The 24,874-nt window shown below is 72.0% G+C and carries 24 protein-coding genes; 16 read left to right on the forward strand and 8 right to left on the reverse strand.

The genetic code is table 11. The features are described from left to right. Positions 1–40 precede the first annotated feature (40 nt). Both ACZ6D7_RS25595 and ACZ6D7_RS25600 read left to right on the forward strand, forming a co-directional pair. A complete protein-coding gene (locus ACZ6D7_RS25595; protein WP_469495050.1) occupies positions 41–766 on the forward strand; it encodes a hypothetical protein in 726 nt (241 codons plus the stop codon). Positions 767–815: 49 nt separating this feature from the next. Further along, positions 816–1,106 (forward strand): DUF3303 family protein, encoded by a 291-nt coding sequence (locus tag ACZ6D7_RS25600; RefSeq protein ID WP_469495505.1) that lies wholly within the window; start codon positions 816–818, stop codon positions 1,104–1,106. A gap of 3 nt (positions 1,107–1,109) precedes the next feature. Here ACZ6D7_RS25600 and ACZ6D7_RS25605 read toward each other — a convergent pair whose 3' ends face one another. The 4 genes from ACZ6D7_RS25605 to ACZ6D7_RS25620 form a co-directional block, all read right to left on the reverse strand. Beyond that, complete coding sequence (locus ACZ6D7_RS25605; RefSeq protein ID WP_469495052.1) at positions 1,110–1,760, reverse strand: hypothetical protein; 651 nt, start codon at positions 1,758–1,760, stop codon at positions 1,110–1,112. Between the two features lie 89 nt (positions 1,761–1,849). Then, a complete protein-coding gene (locus ACZ6D7_RS25610; protein ID WP_469495055.1) occupies positions 1,850–4,318 on the reverse strand; it encodes a glycosyltransferase in 2,469 nt (822 codons plus the stop codon). Next, the gene (locus ACZ6D7_RS25615) at positions 4,315–5,016 is read right to left on the reverse strand and encodes a GntR family transcriptional regulator (RefSeq protein WP_469495058.1); all 702 of its coding nucleotides are present in this window, start codon (positions 5,014–5,016) and stop codon (positions 4,315–4,317) included. Before ACZ6D7_RS25615 ends, ACZ6D7_RS25610 begins: the two co-directional genes overlap by 4 nt. A 134-nt stretch (positions 5,017–5,150) precedes the next feature. Next, positions 5,151–6,506 (reverse strand): aminotransferase class III-fold pyridoxal phosphate-dependent enzyme, encoded by a 1,356-nt coding sequence (locus ACZ6D7_RS25620; RefSeq protein ID WP_469495061.1) that lies wholly within the window; start codon positions 6,504–6,506, stop codon positions 5,151–5,153. Between the two features lie 210 nt (positions 6,507–6,716). On the opposite strand from ACZ6D7_RS25620, the gene ACZ6D7_RS25625 reads away from it, so the two are divergent. From ACZ6D7_RS25625 to ACZ6D7_RS25640, 4 genes are all read left to right on the forward strand, one after another. After that, entirely contained in the window at positions 6,717–7,322 is a 606-nt protein-coding gene (locus ACZ6D7_RS25625; protein ID WP_469495064.1) for a DJ-1/PfpI family protein, read from the forward strand. Then, positions 7,319–7,795 (forward strand): MarR family winged helix-turn-helix transcriptional regulator, encoded by a 477-nt coding sequence (locus ACZ6D7_RS25630; protein ID WP_469495067.1) that lies wholly within the window; start codon positions 7,319–7,321, stop codon positions 7,793–7,795. The genes ACZ6D7_RS25625 and ACZ6D7_RS25630 overlap by 4 nt, the downstream gene beginning before the upstream one ends. Positions 7,796–7,873: 78 nt before the next feature. Next, complete coding sequence (locus tag ACZ6D7_RS25635; protein WP_469495070.1) at positions 7,874–9,643, forward strand: serine/threonine-protein kinase; 1,770 nt, start codon at positions 7,874–7,876, stop codon at positions 9,641–9,643. Between the two features lie 64 nt (positions 9,644–9,707). Beyond that, positions 9,708–11,252, forward strand: a complete 1,545-nt coding sequence (locus tag ACZ6D7_RS25640; protein ID WP_469495073.1) for a substrate-binding domain-containing protein — start codon at positions 9,708–9,710, stop codon at positions 11,250–11,252. Positions 11,253–11,278: 26 nt separating this feature from the next. Here the strand turns inward: ACZ6D7_RS25640 and ACZ6D7_RS25645 are convergent, their stop codons facing one another. Beyond that, a complete protein-coding gene (locus ACZ6D7_RS25645) occupies positions 11,279–12,013 on the reverse strand; it encodes an SLATT domain-containing protein (protein WP_469495507.1) in 735 nt (244 codons plus the stop codon). A gap of 307 nt (positions 12,014–12,320) precedes the next feature. On the opposite strand from ACZ6D7_RS25645, the gene ACZ6D7_RS25650 reads away from it, so the two are divergent. From ACZ6D7_RS25650 to ACZ6D7_RS25670, 5 genes are all read left to right on the forward strand, one after another. Continuing rightward, on the forward strand, positions 12,321–12,665 hold the full coding sequence (locus ACZ6D7_RS25650) for a YbaB/EbfC family nucleoid-associated protein (protein WP_469495076.1): 345 nt from the start codon (positions 12,321–12,323) through the stop codon (positions 12,663–12,665). Between the two features lie 60 nt (positions 12,666–12,725). Continuing rightward, on the forward strand, positions 12,726–13,325 hold the full coding sequence (gene recR / locus ACZ6D7_RS25655; protein WP_469495079.1) for a recombination mediator RecR: 600 nt from the start codon (positions 12,726–12,728) through the stop codon (positions 13,323–13,325). Then, positions 13,318–13,977 (forward strand): DUF5063 domain-containing protein, encoded by a 660-nt coding sequence (locus ACZ6D7_RS25660; protein WP_469495082.1) that lies wholly within the window; start codon positions 13,318–13,320, stop codon positions 13,975–13,977. Before recR ends, ACZ6D7_RS25660 begins: the two co-directional genes overlap by 8 nt. Positions 13,978–14,415: 438 nt before the next feature. Further along, positions 14,416–14,604 (forward strand): hypothetical protein, encoded by a 189-nt coding sequence (locus ACZ6D7_RS25665; RefSeq protein WP_469495084.1) that lies wholly within the window; start codon positions 14,416–14,418, stop codon positions 14,602–14,604. A 108-nt stretch (positions 14,605–14,712) separates the two neighbouring features. Continuing rightward, positions 14,713–15,210, forward strand: coding sequence for an SgcJ/EcaC family oxidoreductase (locus tag ACZ6D7_RS25670; protein WP_469495087.1), 498 nt, complete (start codon positions 14,713–14,715; stop codon positions 15,208–15,210). Here the strand turns inward: ACZ6D7_RS25670 and ACZ6D7_RS25675 are convergent, their stop codons facing one another. Together ACZ6D7_RS25675 and ACZ6D7_RS25680 are read right to left on the reverse strand one after the other, a co-directional pair. Further along, complete coding sequence (locus tag ACZ6D7_RS25675) at positions 15,211–16,572, reverse strand: HAMP domain-containing sensor histidine kinase (RefSeq protein ID WP_469495090.1); 1,362 nt, start codon at positions 16,570–16,572, stop codon at positions 15,211–15,213. It abuts the gene before it with no gap. Continuing rightward, on the reverse strand, positions 16,569–17,303 hold the full coding sequence (locus ACZ6D7_RS25680) for a response regulator transcription factor (protein ID WP_469495093.1): 735 nt from the start codon (positions 17,301–17,303) through the stop codon (positions 16,569–16,571). Before ACZ6D7_RS25680 ends, ACZ6D7_RS25675 begins: the two co-directional genes overlap by 4 nt. A gap of 194 nt (positions 17,304–17,497) precedes the next feature. Between ACZ6D7_RS25680 and ACZ6D7_RS25685 the strand changes: the two genes are divergently transcribed. From ACZ6D7_RS25685 to ACZ6D7_RS25700, 4 genes are all read left to right on the forward strand, one after another. Then, positions 17,498–18,769 carry an aspartate kinase gene (locus tag ACZ6D7_RS25685; protein ID WP_469495096.1) on the forward strand — a complete coding sequence of 424 codons (1,272 nt, stop codon included), beginning with the start codon at positions 17,498–17,500 and terminating at the stop codon, positions 18,767–18,769. Then, complete coding sequence (locus tag ACZ6D7_RS25690; protein WP_469495099.1) at positions 18,766–19,818, forward strand: aspartate-semialdehyde dehydrogenase; 1,053 nt, start codon at positions 18,766–18,768, stop codon at positions 19,816–19,818. Before ACZ6D7_RS25685 ends, ACZ6D7_RS25690 begins: the two co-directional genes overlap by 4 nt. A 364-nt stretch (positions 19,819–20,182) precedes the next feature. Continuing rightward, complete coding sequence (locus ACZ6D7_RS25695) at positions 20,183–20,857, forward strand: SigE family RNA polymerase sigma factor (protein WP_469495102.1); 675 nt, start codon at positions 20,183–20,185, stop codon at positions 20,855–20,857. Positions 20,858–20,970: 113 nt separating this feature from the next. After that, entirely contained in the window at positions 20,971–22,002 is a 1,032-nt protein-coding gene (locus ACZ6D7_RS25700) for a hypothetical protein (RefSeq protein WP_469495105.1), read from the forward strand. On the opposite strand, the gene ACZ6D7_RS25705 is transcribed toward ACZ6D7_RS25700, so the two are convergent. Next, entirely contained in the window at positions 21,972–22,790 is an 819-nt protein-coding gene (locus tag ACZ6D7_RS25705) for an SURF1 family protein (protein WP_469495108.1), read from the reverse strand. The two genes, ACZ6D7_RS25700 and ACZ6D7_RS25705, sit on opposite strands and share 31 nt — an antisense overlap. A gap of 122 nt (positions 22,791–22,912) precedes the next feature. Here ACZ6D7_RS25705 and ACZ6D7_RS25710 point away from each other — a divergent pair, with 122 nt between their 5' ends. After that, entirely contained in the window at positions 22,913–24,736 is a 1,824-nt protein-coding gene (locus ACZ6D7_RS25710; RefSeq protein ID WP_469495111.1) for a S9 family peptidase, read from the forward strand. Positions 24,737–24,874 lie beyond the last annotated feature (138 nt).

Genomic DNA, 24,874 nt, shown 5'->3' on the forward strand with positions numbered 1-24,874 from the left:
GATGAGAGAACAGGCAGCGATCGACGGGGGTGGCGGAGCGATGACCGTGACGCGGTTCAAGGGGGCGCTGCTGATCGTGGCGTCCCTGGTCTCGGCGCTGGCCTGCTGGTTCGCCTTCACCGGCTGGCTGGTGTCCGACATCGACCGCTACCGGGACTACACCTCGGCCGGGCCGTGCCCCGACCGCACGGCCGTCCAGCGGTACGAGGACTGCGTGCGGACGGTCTCGTTCACCGTCGAGGACACCCTGGTCGCCACGTCGCGGTCGAAGAAGGACGGTTACCGGGCGACCCTGTCCGGCACGCCCTTCTGGGACGGCACCGTGTCCTTCGGCGATCCGGGCCCGGTGCTGGAGTCGCTGCGGCGCGGGGACCGGATCACCGGCACGGTCTGGCACGGCGAGGTCATGACGATCGGCAAGGCGAAGGTCCGTCAGAACACCGCCGACGCGCCGCGCGACGAACCGCAGATGGCGGCCGCCCTCGGCACCGGCGGGGCCCTCCTGGCCGCCCTGGGGCTGGCGTTCGGCACCGCCCGGCTGCTGCGGCCGCATGACCACGAGCGGTTCGCCTGGCGGCCGTACGGCAGGCGGCTGCTCGTCCTCACGGCGAGCGCGTCCTTCCTCGTGGGACTCCTCGGCGTGTGGACCGGCCTGCCCTGGTGGCTGGTCCCCGCCGTGGCCGTGCTGGTCGTGGCGGCCGGGGCCGTACTGATCTACGGGTGGGACCGGCCGGAGGGAGATATGCGACGAACCGGCATAGTCTGAAGCTGTGGAGACGTCGTCCACGTGTGTCGACCGGAAGCAGGTGATCGTGATGCGCGTGATGGTCAGAGCGACTCTGGACACCGAGAAGTCGAACGAGTCCATCCGCAACGGGAAAATGCCCGAGCTGATCAAGGAGATCCTCGACCGCGTCAAGCCGGAGGCGGCCTACTTCGGGCCCGTCGGCGGCCGGCGGACCTGTTTCCTCGTGCTGGACATGAAGGACAGCTCCGACCTGCCGCCCACCCTGGAACCGTTCTTCACCCAGTTCGACGCCGACCTCGAGGTGGTCCCGATCATGAACGTCGAGGACCTCCAGAAGGGCCTCTCCCAGCTGCGCTGACCCTCAGCTGAACACGATCATCGACCCCTGCGCCAGACTCCGCGTCGCCGCCGCGTGCAGCCCGAGCCAGACGTGCCGCTCGCGCGCGAAGGGGCTGGGATCGTAGGGCGCCGGTACGGCGGGTTCCTCCAGATCCGTGGGCGCGGACGGGGGCCGGGGCGGGGCCGGCGGGTTCGCCGGGTCGATGCCGATCGAGGGGGCGACGAACTCCAGTTCCCGCAGCAGCGACTGCGCGGAGCCCAACGGGCCGCCGCCGGCGAGGAGTTCGTCGTTGGACAGCGGCTGCGGGAAGTCCACCGGCACATAGGCGCCCGCGTGGTCGTAGTGCCAGACCAGGTGCGACTGCTGGGCGGTTGACTCGAACATCTCCAGGAGCTGCTCGTAGTCGCCGCCCAGTTCGTCCACCGGGGTCACCGGCAGCCCGCAGACCTGGAGCAGATAGGCGCGGCGCAGGAAGTGCAGGGCGTCGTAGTCGAAGCCGGCCACGGGGGCGACCTCGCCGGACAGGCCGGGCATGTACTGGTACACCGGCACCGGGGGGAGCCCCGCCGCGGCCAGCACGTTGTTGTACTGCGCGAGTTCGTCGGCGAACGGGTTGTCGGGGGTGTGGCACAACACGTCGACGAGCGGTACCAGCCACAGGTCACAGGCCAAAGAGAGCTCCTCACTCAGCGGGTCGGCGTCACCCGGTGTAGCCCACGGTGCATCGGACGGTCAGGGAAGAGTAGTCCGTACGGCCCACGTCAGCTCCCCTCGTGCAGGTCCCATACCCACACTCCGCCCACCCGCCCCCCGCGGCGGCCCATCAGCTTTTCCACGGTCTCACGCAGGGCGTCCGCATGGGGCTGGGGGGCCAGCACCAGAGCGCCCGCCCGCCAGTACGCGAGGTCCTCGCGGGCCGCGGCCCGGCTCCGGGCGTCGATCACCGGTACGACGCCGGTCTCCCGGACGTCGTGCAGCAGGCTCGCCGTGAAGCGCAGCGGGACGCCGTAGACGCCGGTGCGGTCGCCGTCGCCGTAGGGGCCGTTGAAGTAGCCGCCGGGCATCCGGAAGCCCAGGCCGGTGGCGGTCTGCCAGTGCAGGGCCGCGGCGTCGCCGGGTTCGGCGAGCGGCACCGGCACCAGGGTCTCGTCGTCGCGGACGTACGTCTTCCAGGCGCCGTCCGTGAAGAACGCGGGCACCTCGGCGCGCGGCTCGGACTTCAGCGGGGCGGGGACGAGGGGGAGCAGGGCGAGGCAGAGGGCGAGCAGCCCGGCGTACTGCGTGCCCAGCCGGCGGGCGTGGGCCAGCCCGTCGACCGCGAGGGCGAGCAGCATCCCGAGCGGCGGGGCGCAGACCAGGGCGACCCGGCTCTCGATGACCGACTCGAACAGCGGCAGGTCCGCGAGGAGCGCCCACGGGCCGGGGACGGTGACCCCGGTGAGCGGGATGTGGATGTCCGGGCCCAGGGAGAGGACGGCGGCGGCGAGCGCGGTCAGGGCCAGCGGGACGACGACGGGCCGCCGCCACAGCCGTACCGTGATCGCCAGGGCGAGCAGGATCAGGGGCCAGCCGTAGAAGGCGTTCTGCTCGGTCGGGTTGAGGGAGAGGGCGTCGGCGCGGGACGCGTCGCCCGCGATCAGGGAGCGCTCGGCGAAGGAGAGCAGCGCGCGCACGGTGTTGGCGGTGCCGGTGCCGTGGTCGATCCCGGTGTAGCTCTGCGGTCCGGAGAACTGCCAGGCGAGCGGGTAGACGACGATCGGCAGACAGACGGCGGCGGCGATCGCCAGGCCGCGCAGCAGGGGCCGTACGGCCTGGCGCGCCACGTCCGGGCGGACGGCCGCGTAGGAGACGGCGAACAGCAGCATGCCGAGGGCGGCGAGCAGCAGGGGCTCCTCGCCGAGGAAGAGCTGGTAGGCCGTCATCAGGCCGAGGACGACCGCGTTCCGGGTGTGCCGGGAGCCCGGTGCGTTCCCGGCATGGGTGAGGCGCAGGGCGCGGTCGACGATCGGCGGGATCATGAACAGGACGACGAAGTTGGGGTGCGCGTTGGCGTGGCTGACCATCGGGGGCGCGAAGGCGGCCAGGGTGGCGCCGGCGAAGGCGGCCGCGCGCTGGCGGACGAGCCGTTTCACGATCAGCCGGTACCAGGCGGCGGCCGTGGCGGCCAGGCCCAGCGTCATCACCAGACTGAGGGTGACGGCCGGCCCGAGGAGCAGGGTGACGGGTGTGAGGGGGACCGACAGACCGAGCATGGTCGTGTTGGCCATCAGGTTCACGCCGTCGGGGAAGCCCTGGAGGTCGGTGAGGAGCGGGTTGCGCAGATGGGCCACCTGCTCGGCGGTCACCGCGAAGAACCACTCCCACTGGTTCTGGTCCTGGAGGGAGTCGGTGAGATAGCGGTGGGCCGGGTCGAACACCCGTCCGGAGTACAGCGCGACCGCCATGACCAGGAAGAGGACGACGGCCAGGGCGTCCACGGGCCGCACGGCGGGGATCCGCAGCCGGACCAGGTCGCGCAGGAACCGCGGGTAGTCCAGCGGGCGGACCTTCGAGCCGGGCCGGTGCGACCAGCGCACGGGGACCTCGGCGACCGGCCAGCCGGCCCGCTGGAAGTGGCGCAGCACCTCCACGTCGACGGCCCAGCCGTTGAGCCGGGAGGCGGCGAAGGCGGCGCGGGCCTTGTCGCCGTCGAACAGCTTGAAGCCGCACTGGGTGTCGCGGAACCCGCGCAGGGTGGTCCGGCGGATGAGGAAGCCGCCCGCCGCGCCGAGGAGTTCGCGCAGCCGGTGCTGACGCTCGCCGAGCGTCGCACCCGGCACGGCCCGCGAGCCGATGGCCGCCGCGTGCCCTTCGGTCAGCGCCCGCTCGAGGTGCTTCAACTCCTCGACGGGGGCGGCGAGATCGGCGTCCATGACCAGGATCCGGCGGCCCCGGCTGGCGGCGACCCCGAGGCGCAGGGCGTGGCCCTTGCCCCGGTTGCCCGGGCCGGTGACGAGCTGGATCCGGGGGTCGCGGCGGACGGTGACCAGCTCGCGCGTGGCGTCCGTGGAGCCGTCGTCGGCGACCACGATCTCCCAGGTGCCCCCGGCGGTCTCCAGATGGCGGGTGACCGCGTCGAGGGTGGGCCCGAGCCGGCGTTCCTCGTTGTAGGCCGGGATGACGACGGAGAGGCCCGGAACCCGGTGGGACGTCCTGCCCGTCCGCTGTTCGAGCGCGCCCTCCGCGCTCATCCGGCCGCCAGCCGCTCGACCAGTTCGACGGAGTCGGCGTTGTACGCGGCGAGCATCGCGCGGGCGGTGCCGGTGTCCCGCTGGTACAGGGCGTCGACGAGATCGGTGTGGCCGGACCACAGGTGGCCGCGCAGGTCGCTCAGCCGGCGCAGGTGCTGCACCGTGCACACCCAGGTCTGCACCCGCAGCCGGTGCAGGAAGTCGGCGAGGTAGGGGTTGCCGAACAGGGCGGACAGCTCGCGCCAGAAGCGCAGGTCGTAGCCGATCAGGACGGTGAGGTCACCGGCGGCCGCGGCCCGCTGAGCCTCGTCGCCGCGTCGGCGCACCCCGGCGACGGCGGCGGCTATCCGCGGGTCGTCCGGGCGGTGGAAGCGTTCGCTGTCCTTCTCCAGGCGCAGGAACATGCCCTCGATGATCAGGGCGCGGGCCTCGATCATGCCCCGGTAGTCCTCGACGGAGTACGCGTGCACCCGGAAGCCCCGGTGCTGGTCGGCCTCCAGCAGCCCCTGCGCCGACAGGTCCACCAGCGCCTCGCGGACCGGGGTCGCGGAGACGCCGTACTGGTCGGCGATCTCCTTCACCGTGAATTCCCGCCCGGCCTGGAGCCGTCCCGCCAGCACCTCGTCGCGGAGCGCGTCGGCGATCTGCTGCCGCAGGGTGCTGCGCGTCACGGCGCCGTTGCCGGTGCTGCCGGGCATGGTCGGGGCGTCTCCTCGGGGCGTAGAGGTGAGCGGGGGCGTGCTCGTCGTTATGTACGAGCACGCCACCTTACGCGTTCGAGGATTTCAAGAGCTTGCACGAACTGCGTGCACGCTCTGTCCCGCTCCTGTCCCTACTCTGTGTGGGCGTCGGCCGCCGTGAGCGCCGCGTCCAGGGCCGCGAGGCCCTCCTTCAGCTCGGCCTCGCCGGCGTTCAGCGGCGGCACGAAGTGGGTGCGGTTCATGTTCACGAAGGGCCACACGCCGGCCTTCTTGGCGGCTGCGGCGAACGCGGCCATCGGCGCGTTGGCCTCACCGGCGGCGTTGTACGGCACCAGCGGTTCGCGCGTCTCGCGGTTCTTCACCAGCTCGACGGCCCAGAACATGCCGACGCCCCGCACCTCGCCGACGCTCGGGTGCCGCTCGGCGAGCTCCCGCAGGCCCGGTCCGACGATCGACGCGCCCAGGTTCTTCGCGTTCTCGACGATCCCCTCCTCCGCCATGACGTTGATCGTCGCGACGGCCGCCGCACAGGCCAGCGGGTGCCCGGAGTACGTCAGACCACCGGGGTAGGGCCGCTTGCCGAAGGTCTCCGCGATGGCGCCGGAGATGGCGACGCCGCCGAGCGGCACGTATCCGGAGTTCACGCCCTTGGCGAAGGTCATCAGGTCCGGTACGACCCCGAAGAGGTCGGCGGCGAACCACTCGCCGGTCCGCCCGAACCCGGCCATCACCTCGTCCAGGACGAAGACGATCCCGTACTTGTCGCAGATCTCCCGCACGCCCGCGAGATAGCCGGGCGGCGGCACCATGATCCCGGCGGTGCCCGGCACGGTCTCCAGGATGATCGCGGCGATCGTGGCGGGCCCCTCGAAGGCGATCGTCGCCTCCAGGTGCTCCAGGGCGCGGGCGCACTCCTGCTCCTCCGTCTCGGCGTAGAAGCGCGAGCGGTACAGGAACGGCGCCCAGAAGCGCACGACGCCGGCGGAGGCGGTGTCGGAGGGCCAGCGGCGCGGGTCGCCGGTGATGTTGACCGCCTGCTGCGTCCCGCCGTGGTAGGAGCGGTAGGCCGACAGCACCTTGGGGCGCCCGGTGTGCAGCCGGGCCATGCGCACGGCGTGCTCGACGGCGTCCGCGCCGCCGTTGGTGAAGAAGATCTTGTCCAGGTCGCCGGGCGTCCGCTCGGCGATCAGCCGGGCCGCCTCGGACCGGGCCTCGATCGCGAAGGCGGGCGCGAAGGTGGTCAGGCGTGCGGCCTGCTCCTGTATCGCGGCGACGACCTTCGGGTGCTGGTAGCCGATGTTGGTGTAGACGAGGCCGCTGGTGAGGTCGAGGTACCGCTTGCCGTCGTAGTCCCAGAAGTACGACCCCTCCGCGCCGGCCACGGCGAGCGGGTCGATGAGGTCCTGCGCTGACCAGGAGTGGAAGACATGCGCGCGGTCGGCGGCCTTCACGGCGGCGCCGGCCCGGGGGTCGATCTGAGGGGTCATGCGAGTGAGCGTAAATGTCCGCGATGCGGAAGCGGTATCGGCGTCCTGTCTGTGGAGCGGGGGTTTCCGCGACAGGTTGTCGGGCGTGGGGAGCGCGGAGGGGCAGCACGGAGGAGTATTGACAGCATGCTGCGTTAGTGACAGCATCCTGTCATAAGGAATTCCGAGTGCGGAGTTCCGCGTACGTAGTTCCGAGTTCGAGGAGGAGCCATGAGCCCCAAGCCCGTGCATCTCGCCGTGTACGACACGCTCGCCGACTGGGAGACGGGATTCGCGACGGCGTACCTCGCTCGGAACGGGTACGAGATCCGGACGGTCGGTCCGTCCACCGAGCCGGTGACCAGCATCGGCGGGCTGCGCGTCCGGTCCGACCTGGCGCTGGCGGACCTGCGCCCCGAGGACAGCGCGCTGCTGATCCTCCCGGGCGCCGACCTCTGGGACACGACGGACGACCTCGCGGCCTTCGCCCGCACGGCCCGCGCGTTCCTGGCCGCCGGCACACCCGTCGCGGCGATCTGCGGCGCCACCGCCGGCCTCGCCCGCGAGGGCCTGCTCGACGACCGGGACCACACGAGCGCGGTCTCCTTCTATCTGGCCGCGACCGGCTACGGCGGCGGCCCGCGGTACCTGGACGCGGACGCCGTCACCGACCGCGGCCTGGTCACCGCCGGCCCCACCGAGCCCGTCGCCTTCGCCCGGGAGATCTTCGGGCTGCTCGGCGTGTACCAGGGTGAGGTGCTGGACGCCTGGTACCGGCTGTTCCACGACTCCGACCCGGAGGCGTACGCCGTGCTGGAGAAGGCCGGGGAGAGGTGAGCCGGCAGGATCTGCTGAGCGGCAGCGCCCTCGGGGTCTTCCGGCTCAACGGCCAGTTCCTCGCCGTCGCCGAGGAGCTGGCCCGGCCCGCCGGGCTCACCGCCGCCTGGTGGCAGGTGCTGGGCGCGGTGCTGGGCGAGCCGTTGCCGGTGTCCGGGATCGCCCGCGTGATGGGCATCACCCGGCAGAGCGTGCAGCGCATCGCCGACCTGCTGGTCGAACGGGGGCTCGCCGAGTACCGGGCCAACCCGGCCCACCGCCGCGCCAAGCTCCTCGCGCCGACCGAGGAGGGGCGGGCCGCGATCGCCCGCATCGACCCTGGGCACGCGGCCTTCGCCGACCGGCTGGCGGCGGCGTACGGCGAGACGGAGCTGGCGGCGGCGGTGGCCGCGCTGACCCGGCTGTCCCAGGTGCTGGACGAACTGGGGCCGCCGGCCGCCGTCGCGCCGGAGGCGCCCGTTACGCAACCGTAGACACCGTGTCGCCCGCCTCCCGGAAAAGGCGGATTATCCTCGCCCCGATCACATGTGTGGCGAGAAGGTGGGGCGGCGATGGAGAAGCTGGGCCCGGGGGATCCGCAGCGGATCGGCGCCTACCGGCTGCTGGCCCGGCTCGGCGCCGGTGGGATGGGGCAGGTCTACCTCGCCCGTTCGGACCGGGGACGGACCGTCGCGGTCAAGCTGGTACGGCCGGAACTGGCGGCCAGGGAGGAGTTCCGGGCGCGGTTCCGGCACGAGGTGCGCAGCGCCCAGCGGGTCGGCGGGTACTGGACCGCGCCCGTGCTGGACGCGGACACCGAGGCCGCCGTGCCCTGGGTCGCCACCGGCTATGTCGCCGGGCCGAGCCTCCAGCAGGTGGTCGGCGCGGACTACGGCCCGCTGCCCGAGCGCTCGGTGCGCATCCTCGCCGCCGGCCTCGCGCACGCGCTCACCAACATCCACGCCGCCGGGATCGTCCACCGCGACCTCAAGCCGTCCAACGTGATGCTCACCATCGAGGGGCCCCGGGTCATCGACTTCGGGGTGGCGCGGGCGCTGGAGTCGGTGTCCGAGAGCGGCCTCACCATGACCGGCGCGGTGATCGGCTCGCCCGGCTTCATGGCGCCCGAGCAGGTGCGCGGCGAGGCCGTCACCCCGGCCGCCGACGTCTTCTGCCTGGGCTCCGTCCTCGCCTACGCCGCCACCGGCGCCCTGCCCTTCGGCGGCACCGAGAGCGGAGTGCACGCCCTGCTGTTCCGGATCGCCGAGGACGAACCCGACCTCGGGGGTGTCCCCGAGGGCATCGCCGACCTGGTCCGCGCCTGTCTGCGCAAGGACCCGGCCGGCCGGCCGTCGCTGGCGTGGATCCTGGAGCGGACGGGCGTCCAGGACACCGTCTCCGACGGCCACTCCCGGGACCCCTGGCTGCCCGGCGCGCTGGTCGCCCAGCTCGGCCGGCACGCGGTACGGCTGCTGGACGCGGAGGACCCGGACGCCGCCCCCGAGCACAGCGGACGGCACGGCGACGACCCGTCCGACGGCCGGACGCACACACTGATCGCCCAGCCGTCGCCGATACCGGCCGCCGCCCCGCACCCGGTGTACGGCGGCCCGCACCAGCATCCGCGGCCCGCCGCCTCCCCCTACGCCCACGGGCATCCGCAGCAGCCGGCCAGCCCCTGGCCGACGACGCCCGTCGCGCACAACCCCTACACACAGGCCCCGAGCGGGCCGTACGGACCCCCGGCGCCGTACGCCCCCGAGCCCGAGGAGCCGGAGCCGTCGCGCCGCAGCGGCCGTACCAGCGCGCTGCTCGTCGCGATCGCGGTGATCGTGGCGATCGCGGCCGGCGGCTCGGTGTACGCCCTCATGAAGGGGGACGGCGGCGACGGCTCCACGGCCGCGCCGACCGCCCCGCGCACCTCGGCGGCCCCGTCCCCGAGCGCGGCGGAACCCTCCGCCACGGACTCGGGGTCACCGTCGGCGACACCCGGCGAGGACGGCGCGGTCCCGGCGGACTACCTCGGCACCTGGACCGCCAGCATCGACAACGAGACCGGCGCCAACACCCGCCGCCTCACCCTCACCCAGGGCGAGGTGGGCGACGCGGTCCTCAAGCTGATCGCCGACGGGGACTCGTACCACTGCGAGTTCACCGCGAAGCTCGCCGAACGGCCCACCGGCGACGGCCCGTTGGAGATCGGCCCGTCCACGGTCACCACCGGCGAACCCCTCTCCTCCTGTTCCCCCGGCGCCGCCACCGAGGTCACCCTCCTGTCCGACGGCACACTGGAACGCGTGAACGCGAGCACGGGGGAGAAGCTGACGTACACCCGCCGGTGAACGTCCGGCGAACTTCCGCCGCCCGTCCGAAATGTGACGTCGGACACACGTACGGTTACTGACCGTGGACTGGCTGAACGCGGAGAACGCCGTGGCCATCGCGACGGCCGTGGTCGGCATCGTCGCGTCCGGCGTGATGGTCTGGTACGAGCGCCGGGTGCCGCGCCGCAAGAGGATCGGCTACCGCGTGCAGATGGACAACCCGATCGGCGACGACGTCAGATCCGGCCGCGCCAACCGCCGCCTCGGCCTCTTCGACGAGGCCCCGGGCATGGCCGACGCCACCCTCGTCCTGCTGCGCATCGAGAACGACGGCTCGCAGGGCATCGACCGCGACGACTACACCGGCCCCGAACGCCACGGCCTGACCGCCGTCTTCACCGACCGCACCATCCACGGGGTGTCGGTCACCCAGCCGACCGACACCGACCACCTCATGGACCACTTCTCCGCGGACCGCGGCTTCGGCTACGACGGCAACACCCTGCGCATCCCGCGCGTCCCGCTCAACCGCGGCGAGCACTTCAAGCTCCTCGTGCTGCTCGCCGGCGGGGACGTGGGCCGCGGGATACGGCTCTACGGCGGTCTGCGCGACGGCGAGGTGCACCCCAACCACAGCTCGGCCCCCGACGACACCCCGCCGCTGTTCAGCCGGGCCTCCCGGCTGATCTCCATCCTGCTGACGGTCTGCGTGATCACCCTCGCGACGATCGTCGTCACCCGCGAGGACACCCCGCCGCCGATCGGCTGCGCGCGCGGCACGCTCACCGTCGTCGGCTCCACCGCCTTCGCCCCCGTGGTCCGCGAGGTGGCCGCGAAGTACGAACGCGCCTGCGAGGGCTCCGGCATCACCGTCGACCCGCGCGGCTCGACGTCCGGGATCCGTGATCTGACGGCGGCCGGCGCGAGCGCGAAGAAGGGCTCCCCGCCGGTCGTCGCCCTCTCCGACGGGCCGAAGCCCGCAGGCCAGGACAGCCTCAGGGAGAACCGCGTCGCCGTGTCCGTCTTCGCGCTCGTCCTGCACGACGACGTCCCGCTGAAGAACCTCTCCACGGCGGACGTCCGGCGCCTGTACCGCGGCGAGATCACCAACTGGAAGCAGCTCGACGGGCCGGACCTGGCGGTGGTCCTGGTCAGCAGGGACGCCAACTCCGGGACCCGGCAGGTGTTCCAGCGGCGCGTCCTGGGCGGGGGCGAGATCGAGAACACCTCCGTCGACTGCGTGCGCAAGGACTACCCGACGGCCCCCGTCGTGCGCTGCGAACTCGACTCCACCGACCAGGTGCTGAGCACGGTGGCCGCGACACCGGGCGCCATCGGCTACAGCGAGCTGAACCTCGCCGGCCGCGCGAAGGGCGTCCACCCCGTCGACCTCGACGGCGACCCGCCCTCCGTCGACACCATCGAACACGGCACCGGCGACTACCCGTACCGCGAGATCGAGTACGCCTACACCTACGGCCGCCCCCCGGCCGACTCCCTGGCCTCCTCCTTCCTCACCTACCTCACCCGAGGCAGCGGCCAGGACGTCATCCGCACCCACGGCCATCTGCCGTGCTGGTCACCGGCGGGGCTGCGGCTGTGCGACTCCAGCCCGTCCGGCACCTGAGGACGAGGCCCGCCCTCACCTGGGGGTCACCGCGGCTCCGGCGGCCGCTGTCGCGGCATGTTCGGGCGGGCGTTCGCCCCGGGCGGCATCGAGAACCTCCCCGTGCCACCGGATGCGTCGCCCCGCCCCCCGGACCCCATCGCCGCCTGGATCCCGAGCGGCGCCGACCCGGTCCGGAACTCCACCATCCAGTCCGCCGTCTCCGTCCGCACCAGCTCCGTCACGTCCTCGGAGAACCTCCGCAGCACCGCCAGACACCGCTCCGCCGCCTCGCTCGCCGTCCCCTCCGCCGGACCCAGCACCTCCCGCACACTCTCCGACGCCCAGTCGAACTGGAGCACCTGCAACCTCCGCTGCACGGCCTGCGCCGTGGCCACGTCCCTTATCCACCCCGACGTCACCCCGAAGAACCGGTCCACCGCCACACACGCCACCGCCAGCATCAGCGCCAGATACCCCCACGGCGCCACCCCGCCCATCACCCCGGTCAGATCCAGCAACGGCAGCGCCGCCCCGCACACCGCCCCCGCCGCGGCCCCACCGCGCAAGCCCCGCGCACCCCGCCGCTTCCACACCCGGTCGGCGAGATACCAGGCCGCCGTCTCCAGCGCCCCGCGCTCCACCCACCGGTACAGCTCGTCCAGCCGCTCCGCCGGCTCGCCCCAGTCCCCGAGCGGAAACGCCCGCCCGGTCAGATCGCCCGGCCGCAGCCCGGCCGCGCCCTCGCCCCGCCCGTCCTGAGGCGGACCCTCGGGCTGCATCTCCGGCTGCTGACCCACCCGGCACTCCCTACTGATCCCGGCCGAACACGAACGGTGACGCCGCGTGAGGTCGCGTGACGCCCGATGACACCGATACCGCTGATGCACCGGATCCTTCCTACCGCCCAATGGGTGGCGAAGAAGAAGGTTTCGCCTGCTTTCCGCCCGGAAGTGGGCCTTGATCAGGTATACGCCCCACAGCAAACTCACTCGAAAGAGTGCTGGGGCGACACCCGCACAGACCACGTAGGCTCGTGCCAGGCGGGAAATCCCGCCCCCCGACAGCGGTACGGAACAGGAGCTGATCGTGATTCCCGGTGGTGGCCAGCCCAATATGCAGCAGCTGCTCCAGCAGGCCCAGAAGATGCAGCAGGACCTGGCCCGTGCCCAGGAGGAACTGGCGAACACGGAGGTCGACGGGCAGGCGGGCGGCGGGCTGGTGAAGGCCACGGTGACCGGCTCCGGCGAACTGCGCGCCCTGCGGATCGACCCCAAGGCGGTGGACCCGGAGGACACAGAGACCCTCGCCGACCTGATCGTCGCCGCCGTCCACGCGGCCAACGAGAACGCGCAGACCCTCCAGCAGCAGAAGCTCGGCCCGCTCGCCCAGGGCCTGGGCGGCGGCAGCGGCATCCCCGGCCTGCCTTTCTAAGACCGGCCCCTCCCAACTACCGTACGTTCTGCAAGGAACCCCAGGAAGGACGGCAGTCCGTTGTACGAAGGCGTGGTCCAGGACCTCATCGACGAGCTGGGGCGGCTGCCCGGCGTCGGTCCCAAGAGCGCGCAGCGGATCGCCTTCCACATCCTCCAGGCGGAACCGACCGACGTACGGCGCCTCGCGCAGGCCCTGATGGAGGTCAAGGCGAAGGTCCGCTTCTGCACGACCTGCGGCAACGTCGCGCAGGAGGAACTGTGCGGCATCTGCCGCGACCCGCGCCGCGACCCGACGGTCATCTGTGTGGTCGAGGAGCCGAAGGACGTCGTCGCGGTCGAGCGGACCCGTGAGTTCCGCGGCAGATACCACGTCCTGGGCGGCGCGATCAGCCCGATCGAGGGTGTCGGTCCCGACGACCTGCGTATACGAGAACTTCTCGCGCGGTTGGCCGACGGTACGGTCACGGAGCTGATCCTGGCCACCGACCCGAACCTGGAGGGCGAGGCCACGGCGACGTACCTCGCCCGCATGATCAAGCCCATGGGCCTGAAGGTCACCCGCCTGGCCAGCGGCCTCCCGGTGGGTGGCGACCTGGAATACGCGGACGAGGTGACCCTCGGGCGCGCCTTCGAGGGGAGACGACTCCTAGATGTCTGACGCCACGCTGCACGCGACCGGCCAGAACCCGGACGACTTCGCGGTCCAGATCGCGGACCAGGTGGAGAGCTTCCTGGTCGCGGTGACCGAGGTAGCGAAGGGCGACGAACCGGGCTCCGCCGTGCCCTTCCTCCTCCTGGAGGTCTCCCAGCTGCTGCTGGCCGGTGGCCGCCTCGGCGCCCACGAGGACATCGTTCCCGACGAGCGCTACGAGCCCGACCCGGGCTTCGAGCCGGACGTGGACGAACTCCGCGAGAACCTCGCCCGCCTCCTGGACCCGGTGGACGTCTACTCGGAGGTCTTCGACCCCTACGAGCCGCGCAAGGCGCCCGTGCCGGCCCGGATCTCCGACGACCTCGCCGACGTCATCGCCGACCTGCGCCACGGCATGGTCCACTACCGCGCCGGCCGCACCACCGAGGCCCTGTGGTGGTGGCAGTTCTCCTACTTCTCCAACTGGGGCTCCACCGCCTCGGCGACCCTCCGGGCGCTGCACTCCGTCCTCGCCCACATCCGCCTCGACCAGCCGCTGGAAGAACTGGACGGCCTGGACACCGACCAGGACATGGTGGGCGACGACACGCTGGAGTTCGAGGCGGGCAAGGTCATGGCGGAGGAGATCGGCGAACAACTGGGCCTGGGCCGCGGCTAGGACCTGTCCAGCCGATCATGCCGCAGACGCGGGGTGTGGCACGCCCTCCCCCAGAGGGGGTACCCCCAGCGGCGTTGTCGTCGGTTGCCGACGTCCCCCAGCCTCCGGCCGGGGGTGCCCCCACCGCGTCGACGCCCTCCTCCGCCTTGCAGCAGCACGCACCACACCCCGCTCACCGGCACTACCGAGGCACCGTCGCTTTCCTGCGACTTGATCGGCCGGACAGGTCCTAGTTCGTACCGCAGGGGCTGTGACCGGACGACCGGTCACAGCCCTTTCGCATGGCCGGGGCAGCCGAGAACGGGCCGTGGCGAGCGGGCCTGGGGGGTGTACCTGCCTACACCATCGGTTCGGGAGCGGACTCCCTCGTTCGCGCAGGCCGGGGACGGGATCGTTGATCTCGTCAGCAAGCCCCGCCGCACCCAAGGACACCCAGCCATGAAGACCCTGCTCTCCTCCCGCCCCGTCCTGTGGTTCCTCTTCCTCTTCAACCTGGCCGTCGCCGCCGCCGCGCCCTTCGTGGTCGACGGGACGCGGGGCGTGATGACCGCCGTGGGCATGGGGGTCGTCTCGCTCGGCGCCGGCGTCGGCCTGGTGCGCGACCGGGGGAAGCGGGTGGCCGGCTGAGAGTTGGCAGGGTCTTGTACGTGCGCTGTACGACGGCTGCACGGGCCGTAACCGGCGGAGCGCGAGTCTCGAGTCATCCCAACCGGCACCATCCGCACAGGAGTTGCGATGACCCGCAAGACCCGCATACGCGCCGCTCTCGTCACCGCCACCGCCCTCGCCACCGCCGTCACGGTGACGGCCGGCGTCAGTGCGGCCGGCAGCGAGAAGTCCCACAAGCCCACCGAGAAGCAGATCGCCGCCCTCTTCGACGGCTGGAACGCCGCGCTGCGGACCGGTGACGCGGAGGTCGTCGCCGACCGCTACGCCAAGGACGCGGTCCTGCTGCCCACCGTCTCCAACAAGATCCGCACCGACCGCGCCGGCATCGTCGACTACTTCGAGCACTTCCTGGAGAACAAGCCGGTCGGGAAGAAGATCCGGACGATCGTCGACGTCCTGGACAGCGACTCGGCCATCGACACCGGTGTCTACGCGTTCACCCTCACCGACCCGGAGACCGGCGAGAAGCGTGTCGTCGAGGCCCGCTACACGTACGAGTACGAGAAGCGCGACGGCACGTGGAAGATCGTCAACCACCACTCGTCGGCGATGCCCGAGGGCTGATCAGCCGGTACGGGGCGCCGCCCGGAGCGTGATGCGCACGCACAGGCCGCCCCCGGGAGCGTCCGCCAGGGCCACCGTCCCGCCGTCGTCCGTCACCAGCTGCTTGACGACAGCCAGGCCGAGCCCGGAACCCGACCGCCCGGTGAGGCCCTGGCCGCGCCAGAAGCGGTCGAAGGCGCGGGGCTTCTCCGCGTCCGACATGCCCGGTCCCTCGTCGAGGACCGACAACACCACCTTGTCGGCCCGGGACTCCACCCGGACGGTGATCGTCCCGCCGTCCGGTGAGACCTCCAGGGCGTTCGAGAGCACGTTGTCCAGCACCTGGTCCAGATGACCGGGGCTGGCCAGCACCGACGGCCGGTCGTCGGCACTCCCCCTGAGCGCGATGGTGACTCCGCGCTCGTCGGCGGCCGGTCTCCACACCGACAGGCGTTCCGTCACGATGTCCGTCAGCGGCAGCGGCTCCGCCGCCGTGACCTTCGCCTCGGCCCTGGCCAGCACCAGCAGCCCGCTGACCAGCCGGCTCATCCGGACCACCTCGGCCGTCGCCTGCTCCACGTCCTCCCGGACGAACTCGTCGTCGACACCGTCCGCGATGTTGTCCAGGGACAGCCGCAGCGCGGTCAGCGGGGTCCTGAGCTGGTGCGAGGCGTCCGCCACGAAGATGCGCTGCGAGGCGATCAGCGTGTCGAGGCGCTCACCGGCCTGGTTGAGGGTGCGTGCCAGGGTCTGGGTCTCCGGGGGGCCCGTCTCGGGGGAACGGGCCGTCAGATCGCCGTCGCTGAACTTGGTCGCCATGTCGTTGAGCTGGCGCAGCGGACGGGTCAGGCGGCGGGCGACGACCGCGCCGATCAGGGCCGCGACGCCGAGCACCGCCACCGCGAGGCCCGCCCTGAAGCCCCAGATCGTCCACAGCCTGTGGGTGAGCCCGGAGGTGGAGTACACGATCCGCACGGCGCCGACCGCCTGGCCGTCGTCCTTCGCGGGGACGGTGATCACCAGGTCGCGGCCCCAGATGAAGTCCGAGCCCCAGTCGGTGGAGGGGTCCCCCCGCTCCAGGGCCTCGGCGAGGGCGGCGTCCCGTGCGGGGCGGGGCAGGTCCGGGGCGCACCTCCGCGTCGCCGCGGCCTGGACCTCGTCCTTGGTCTCCCGGGCGTACGCCTTGGCCATCTCCTCCAGCGCCTGGCAGGACGCGGCGTCGCCGTTGCCCAGCAGCAGCGCCATGGTGGTCGCCTCGCGCCGCACCGACAGCTCGGTGTCGTCGCGCAGCTGGGCGGTGAGCGTGAAGGCCACCGGCACGGTGAACAGACCGATGGCGACGGCGACCAGCAGCACATAGCTGCGGATGAGTTGCTGGATCACGACGCGGTGCCGTCCGTGCCGTCCGTGCCGTCCGTACTGTCCGTGCTGTCCGTGCTGTCCGTGCCGGGCGTGATCTCCAGCCGGAAGCCGACCCCCCGCACCGCCTCGATGGTGACGACCCCGGCGAACTTCCGCCGCAGCGCCGCCACATGTACGTCCAGCGTCTTCGTCGGGCCGAACCAGTTCGCGTCCCAGACCGCCTCCATGATCTGCTCGCGCGACATCAGCGCGCCCGGCTCCTCGGTGAGGAAGGCCAGCAGGTCGTACTCCTTCGGCGCGAGGGCGATCTCCTCGTCGTCCACATGGACGCGGGCCGCCTTGCGGTCGATGGTGAGCCGGGTGCCGTACCGGTCGGCGCCGCTCTCGGTGGCGGTGCGCGGCTGGGCGCGCCGCAGCACGGCCCGTATCCGCGCGATGACCTCCCGCACCCCGAACGGCTTGGAGACGTAGTCGTCCGCGCCCAGCTCCAGGCCGACCACCCGGTCCGTCTCGTCGCTGCGCGCGCTGATCACGATGATCGGTACGTCACCGCGCTCGCGCAGCGCCCTGCAGACGTCGAGCCCGTCGGTGTCGGGCAGGCCGAGGTCCAGGAGCACGACGTCGTAGGGGACGGGGTGGGCCAGGGCGGCGGCGCCCGTGGCGACCCGGTCGACCTCGAAGCCGTAGCGCCTCAGTCCGCGCCCGAGCGACTCGGCGACCGGTTCGTCGTCTTCAACCAGGAGTACGTGCACCAGCGCACGATAGTGCTTGAAACTTAATTCACAGCTATCACTTCCGCTTCAGTGGGCAGGCAGTCCCCGAGCGGGCGTCCGGCACATCTCACGATGCGGTACTCGGGGGGTGGAATGCGGGCGCTCGTTAGACTGAGCCGACCGCGGTACAACGGCGTAGGCGCGGAAAGAGACAAACTGAGCGAGGAGCGCACGTGGGCCTTGTCGTGCAGAAGTACGGAGGCTCCTCCGTAGCCGATGCCGAGGGCATCAAGCGCGTCGCCAAGCGAATCGTGGAAGCGAAGAAGAACGGCCACCAGGTGGTCGTCGTCGTTTCCGCGATGGGCGACACGACGGACGAGCTGATCGATCTCGCCGAGCAGGTATCCCCGATGCCGGCCGGGCGTGAGTTCGACATGCTGCTGACCGCCGGAGAGCGGATCTCCATGGCGCTGCTGGCCATGGCGATCAAAAACCTGGGCCACGAGGCCCAGAGCTTCACCGGCAGCCAGGCAGGCGTCATCACCGACTCGGTCCACAACAAAGCCCGGATCATCGATGTCACGCCGGGCCGCATCCGGGAGTCGCTGGACAAGGGCAACATCGCCATCGTCGCCGGCTTCCAGGGTGTCAGCCAGGACAAGAAGGACATCACGACCCTGGGCCGCGGTGGTTCGGACACCACCGCCGTCGCCCTCGCCGCCGCGCTCGACGCCGAGGTCTGTGAGATCTACACCGACGTCGACGGCGTGTTCACCGCCGACCCGCGGGTGGTGAAGAAGGCGAAGAAGATCGACTGGATCGCCTTCGAGGACATGCTGGAGCTGGCGGCCTCCGGTTCCAAGGTGCTGCTCCACCGCTGTGTGGAGTACGCCCGCCGTTACAACATCCCGATCCACGTCCGGTCCAGCTTCAGCGGGCTTCAGGGCACATGGGTCAGCAGTGAGCCGATTGGGGACCAGAAGGTGGAGCAGGCCATCATCTCCGGTGTCGCGCACGACACCTCCGAGGCCAAGATCACGGTCGTCGGCGTGCCGGACAAGCCGGGCGAGGCCGCCGCGATCTTCCGGACGATCTCGGACGCCGAGATCAACATCGACATGATCGTGCAGAACGTGTCGGCCGCGTCGACCGGACTGACGGACATCTCCTTCACCCTTCCCAAGGCCGAGGGCCGCAAGGCCATCGACGCCCTGGAGAAGAACAAGTCCGGCATCGGCTTCGACTCGCTGCGCTACGACGACCAGATCGGGAAGATCTCGCTGGTCGGCGCCGGGATGAAGACCAACCCGGGCGTCACGGCCGACTTCTTCACGGCCCTCTCCGACGCGGGTGTGAACATCGAGCTGATCTCGACCTCCGAGATCCGTATCTCGGTCGTCACCCGCGCCGACGACGTCAACGAGGCCGTGCGCGCCGTGCACACCGCCTTCGGGCTCGACTCCGACAGCGACGAGGCCGTCGTCTACGGGGGCACCGGGCGATGACGTCCCGACCGACGCTCGCGGTCGTGGGAGCGACCGGGGCCGTCGGCACCGTCATGCTCCGGATCCTGTCCCAGCGGGCGGACATCTGGGGCGAGATCCGTCTCGTCGCCTCGCCGCGCTCGGCCGGCCGCAAGCTGGCCGTGCGCGGCGAGGAGGTCGAGGTGCTGGCCCTGTCGGAGGGGGTCTTCGACGGGGTCGACATCGCGCTGTTCGACGTACCGGACGAGATCGCCGAGCGGTGGGCTCCCGTCGCCGCCGCCCGGGGCGCCGTCGTGGTGGACAACTCCGGGGCCTTCCGGATGGACCCGGACGTGCCGCTGGTCGTCCCCGAGGTCAACCCGCACGCGGTGCACGCCCGGCCGCGCGGGATCGTCGCCAACCCCAACTGCACGACCCTGTCGATGATCGTCGCCCTGGGCGCGCTGCACGCCGCGTACGGGCTGCGCGAGCTGGTGGTGTCGTCGTACCAGGCGGTCAGCGGGGCCGGGCGGGCCGGTGTGGAGACGCTGCGGCAGCAGATCTCGCTGGTCGCCGGGACCGAGCTGGGCACCCACCCCGGTGACGTACGGCGGGCGATCGGGGAGAACACCGGGCCGTTCCCGGAGCCGGTCGCGCTGAACGTCGTCCCCTGGGCCGGATCGCTGCGGGAGGGCGGCTGGTCGTCGGAGGAGATGAAGGTGCGGGACGAGTCCCGCAAGATCCTCGGGCTGGCGAAGCTTCCGGTGGCCGTGACCTGCGTACGGGTCCCGGTCGTCACCACGCACTCGCTCACCGTCCACGCCCGCTTCCAGGACGAGGTCACCGTCGACGGGGCCCGCGAGATCCTCGCCACCGCCCCCGGGGTCGTCCTCTTCGACAACCCGGAGGCGGGCGAGTTCCCCACGCCCGCGGACGTGGTGGGCACCGACCCCACCTGGGTGGGCCGGGTGCGCCGGGCGCTGGACGACCCCACGGCCCTCGAACTGTTCGTGTGCGGGGACAACCTGCGCAAGGGAGCCGCTCTCAACGCCACGCAGATCGCCGAGCTGGTGGCGGCGGAGCGGGGGTAACGTTCCGGGTGAGAAAACCGCTGGCCAGAGCATGAGGCGTTTGTAGGATCTACGGACAGAGATGTGAGCCGGTCGACGGTCCTGATCACTTGTATCGGACACCTTTGGCGTTCGAAGATTTTTCTCCCCGCTCTTCGCAACCGTGCGCAGGGCGGGGAGCGTCTTTGCGGTCACCCTTCAGGTGGCGCAGGGGTGTGAACGATCACAGCGCATGGGGACGCCGTGATCCGGGCGTGGGGACGCCCGTCCATATGCGATATAGGGGAAGAGCGGGACGGATGAGAACGGTGCCGGTTTCGCGGTCTGGCGCGAAAGTGACGGCAGACGCGTACAACCCTCACGGGGGGAAGCGTGTCCAACTGGCGTGGCAGAGGTACTCGACTTCCCCGCGGCGACCCGCGGCACGGCTCTACGGCCGCCCCGCGTCGCCCTCCGGCCCCGCGTGCCCGGGGCGCCCGGCGGCATGCCGGTGATCGCGCCCATGCCCGCAGCGCGGCCCGCCCGCATACCCAGTCAGCGTGACGGCGCCGAGGAAACCGCGGCCGCCGGCACCACCGTCGACCACCTCACCGAGACCTACCGGGCCCACTACCGCTCGCTTCTCGGCCTCGCCGCCCTCCTCCTCGACGACACCGCCTCCTGCGAGGACGTCGTCCAGGAGGCCTTCATCCGCGTCCACTCCGCGCGCAAGCGCGTCCGTGACCCGGAGAAGACCCTCGCCTATCTGCGCCAGACCGTCGTCAACCTCTCCCGCTCCGCCCTGCGCCGCCGCATCCTCGGACTGAAGCTGCTGTCCAAGCCGATGCCGGACATGGCCAGCGCGGAGGAGGGCGCCTACGACCTGCTGGAGCGCGACTCGCTGATCAAGGCGATGAAGGGCCTCCAGCGCCGCCAGCGCGAGGTCCTCGTGCTGCGCTACTTCGCGGACATGACCGAGGCCCAGGTCGCCGAGACCCTCGGCATATCCCTCGGCTCGGTCAAGGCGTACGGCTCGCGCGGCATCGCGGCCCTGCGCATCGCGATGGAGGCGCCGGCGTGAGCGACGAAGCCGAGGGACGCGACTCCCACGAGCGCCACGAGCCGTACGCGTGGCACGAGCCGACGTCGCCGCCCACCCAAGAGCCGAAGCAATCGCACGCTGGGAACTCAACCGTGAACCACCACCTCGACGACCAGGGTCCCGACGGGCTCGACTCGGACGAGCTGGCACTGCGCCGGATGCTGCACCAGGCGGTCCAGGAGATGGAACCGCGCGACGGAACGCTGGACCAGCTCCGCCGCGCCGTCCCCGCCCGCCGCGCCCGCAAGCGGCAGGCCGCCGTCGGCATGGCGGCCGCGGCGCTCTTCGTCGGCACCGCCGTCCCCGCCCTGCTCCACGTCTCGAACGCGAGCGGCTCCGCCGCCAACCCTTCCATCGCCGGCCAGGCCTCCCAGGCGCAGGGGGGCGCGAGTCAGGGCAAGGGCCCGGACGGCGGCTCCTCGGGCAAGGTCGGCGACTCCTCCGGCAAGACCGGTGAGCAGACCAAGGGCGACGCCACCGAGACCGGGCAGACCAAGGGCACGGACGGCACCGGCGCCAGCAGCGGCACCGACCACACCTCCAGCTCGGCCGCGTCCGCCCCGGTGTGCACGGCGTCCCAGCTCGGCTCCACCAGCGCCGACGTCGCCGTCCCCGACGCGGCCGGCATCGTCTACGGCACCTTCCGCGTCGCCAACGTCTCCACCACCGGCTGCACCGTCGGCGGCGCCGTCTCCGTGACGCCCACCGCCCAGGGCGCGGCCGACGCCACGAAGATCACCGTGGTGGAACACGTCTCGGGGGACGCGGCGGCCGGCTTGCCCGACCCCTCCCTCTACGTCACCCAGCACGTCCTGGCGCCGGGCTCCGCGTACGACGTGAAGTTCGCCTGGGTGCCCTCCGAGACCTGCCCGACCACGGGCGGCACCACCGGGGGCAGCACCGGCGGCGCGTCCTCCCCCTCGCCCTCGCCGAGCGAGCCGGTGGGCACCACCGGCGACACCAGCTCCGGCGCCACCACCCAACTGCTCACCGAGGACGGCACGGTCGACGGCAGCGTCGTCGTGACCTACACGGCCGAGGACGGCACCACGGCGGTCTCGGCGACGGTGTCCGACGCCTGCGCGGGGACGGTCTACCGGACGGGCGTGCTGGCCTCGTCCTGAACCACGGTCACCGCCGGCCCGGCGGCCTCCTCGGGGACGATCCCGAGGGCCGCGTCCCGGGCGAACTCCACCTCGCGGCGCAGCAGCCGGAACCACATGAACACCACGAACCCGGCGAAGACGAACCATTCGCCGGCGTAGCCCAGGTTCTGGAACGCCTTCAGGTCGAGCCCCGTGCCGGGCGTCGTGCCCGCCGGCACGGTCGTCATCCCACGGTCGGCGGTGGCCAGGGTCACCCAGGCGTCGTAGACGTCGTACGGCACCAGGTTGACCAGGGACGCGGCGCTGATCGCAGCGGTCTGGCCGGCCGGCAGGCCGCCGCGGGCGCTCACACCGTTGTCACCGGGCTGCTCGGACGCCTGGAGGGCGCCGGTCACGGTGACCTCGCCGGAGGGCGCGGCCGGGACCTTCGCCCGGTCGGGGCTGCCCGGCAGCCAGCCGCGCACGACGGGCAGCACCTCGCCGCCGTCGGTCCGCAGCAGCGCCAGCACGTAGTAGCCGCTCTTTCCGTCCAGCTCGCGGTCGGGCACCAGAAGCTGCTCGCCGTACCGGCCGGTGGCGGTGACCTGCCTGCCCGCGGTCGCCTTGTCCACCGGGAGCATCTCGGCGAGCGGACGGGCCGCCTCCGTACGCGCGGACTCGGCCTGCGCCTTCGCGGCGCGGGAGTCGTCGACACGCGACTCGAACCGGCTCAGCTGCCAGGACCCCATGAGCACACAGAAGGGGATGGCCAGCAGCACGAAGACGTTGATCCCCCACCAGCGGGGCGTCAGCAGAAACCGGTACACGCCCCCCACGGTACGGGGCGGCTCCGTGGAAGCGGCTGGCGGGGTGAGAGCTTGGTGCGAAGTCGTCCACAGGCTGGGGGCGAGGATGCTCCATTGTCGGCGCGGGCGGGCAGTATGGGGCCATGACTGAGAGCAACGGGTCCGCCGCGCCGGAGCGGACCGAGGAGATGCCGGCCTGGGAGAAGCGCTTCCGGGCGCCCCGGGTGTCCCTGCCCGACTGGGCGCAGGACGCGCCCGACCGTTCCCTGTTCGTGTCCAACGCGACGGGGACGTATGAGCTGTATGCCTGGGATCGCTCCACCGGGGAGCAGCGCCAGGTGACGAACCGGGCGAACGGTACGACGGACGGCGTGCTCTCGCCGGACGGCGCGTGGATCTGGTGGTTCGACGACAAGGACGGCGACGAGTTCGGCGTCTGGCGCCGCCAGCCCTTCGAAGGCGGCGAGGACGACCTGGCCACGCCCGGCCTGGACCCCTCCTACCCGGCGGGCCTGGCCCTCGGCCGCGACGGCCGGACGGCGGTGGTGGGCCGCTCCACCGACGAGGACGGCACGACGATCCACGTCGCGCGCGTCGGGGAGCCCCCCTTCGAGCTGTACCGCCACCGTGAGTCGGCGGGCGTGGGCGACCTCTCCCACGACGGCACGCTGATCGCCGTCGAACACACCGAGCACGGCGACGCGATGCACTCCGCGCTGCGCGTCCTGCGCCCCGACGGCACCACCGTCGCCGAGCTGGACGACACCGAGGGCGGCACGCGGGAGCTGGGCCTGGAGGTCCTGGGCTTCGCGCCCGTCGACGGCGACACCCGGCTGCTCATCGGCCACCAGCGCCGGGGCCGCTGGGAGCCCCTGGTGTGGGACGTGGCCACCGGCGCCCAGACCGACCTGGCACTGGACCTGCCGGGCGATGTGAGCGCGGAGTGGTACCCGGACGGCTCGGGCCTGCTGATCGAGCACGGCTTCGAGGCCCGCAGCGAGCTGTTCCGCTACGACTTCGCCGGCGGCGGCCTGGAGAAGGTGGCGACCCCGGCGGGCACGGTGTCCGGCGCGACGGCCCGGCCCGACGGCAGCGTGGAGTACCTGTGGTCCTCCGCCGCCGAGCCGCCGGCCGTCCGCTCCACCACGGGCGGCCCGGTCCTCGACCCGCCCGGGATGAAGTCCCCCGGCTCGGTCCCGGTGGAGGACGTGTGGGTGGACGGCCCCGGCGGCCGGATCCACGCCCTCGTCCAGAAGCCGGTCGGGGCCACCGGCCCCCTCCCCACCGTCTTCGACATCCACGGCGGCCCGACCTGGCACGACAGCGACGCGTTCGCGGCCGCTCCGGCCGCCTGGGTCGACCACGGCTACGCGGTGGTCCGCGTGAACTACCGGGGCTCCACGGGGTACGGCCGGGCCTGGACGGACGCGCTGAAGGTCCGGGTGGGCCTGATCGAGCTGGAGGACATCGAGGCGGTGCGGCAGTGGGCGGTGGCCTCCGGCCTCGCCGACCCCGCCCGGCTGATCCTCACCGGCGGCTCCTGGGGCGGCTACCTCACCCTCCTCGGCCTGGGCACCCAGCCCGGGGCGTGGGCCCTGGGCATCGCGGCGGTCCCCGTCGCCGACTACGTCACGGCCTACCACGACGAGATGGAGGCCCTGAAGGCGATGGACCGCACCCTGCTGGGCGGCACCCCCGAGGAGGTCCCCGACCGCTTCGAGGCCTCCTCGCCCCTCACCTACGTCGACGAGGTCACCGCCCCGGTCTACATCTCGGCCGGAGTCAACGACCCCCGCTGCCCCATCCGCCAGATCGACAACTACGTCAAACGCCTGGAGATGAGGGGGGCCACCCACGAGGTCTACCGCTACGACGCGGGCCACGGCTCCCTGGTCGTGGACGAACGCATCAAGCAGGTGAGACTGGAACTGGACTTCGCGGAAAGGCATCTGGGGGCGCCCGCGTAGGACCACTCAGGGGTGGTGGGTGTGGGCCTCAGGGGGTCTTGGGTGTGGGCACTCAGGGGTGGTGGGTCGGCCGACGGCACCCCGCACGCGCGGGCGGGCGAACCCACCCACCCCGCCCCCCTCGCAACCCACCTCCCG

Source organism: Streptomyces sp. NPDC041784 (assembly GCF_055591025.1).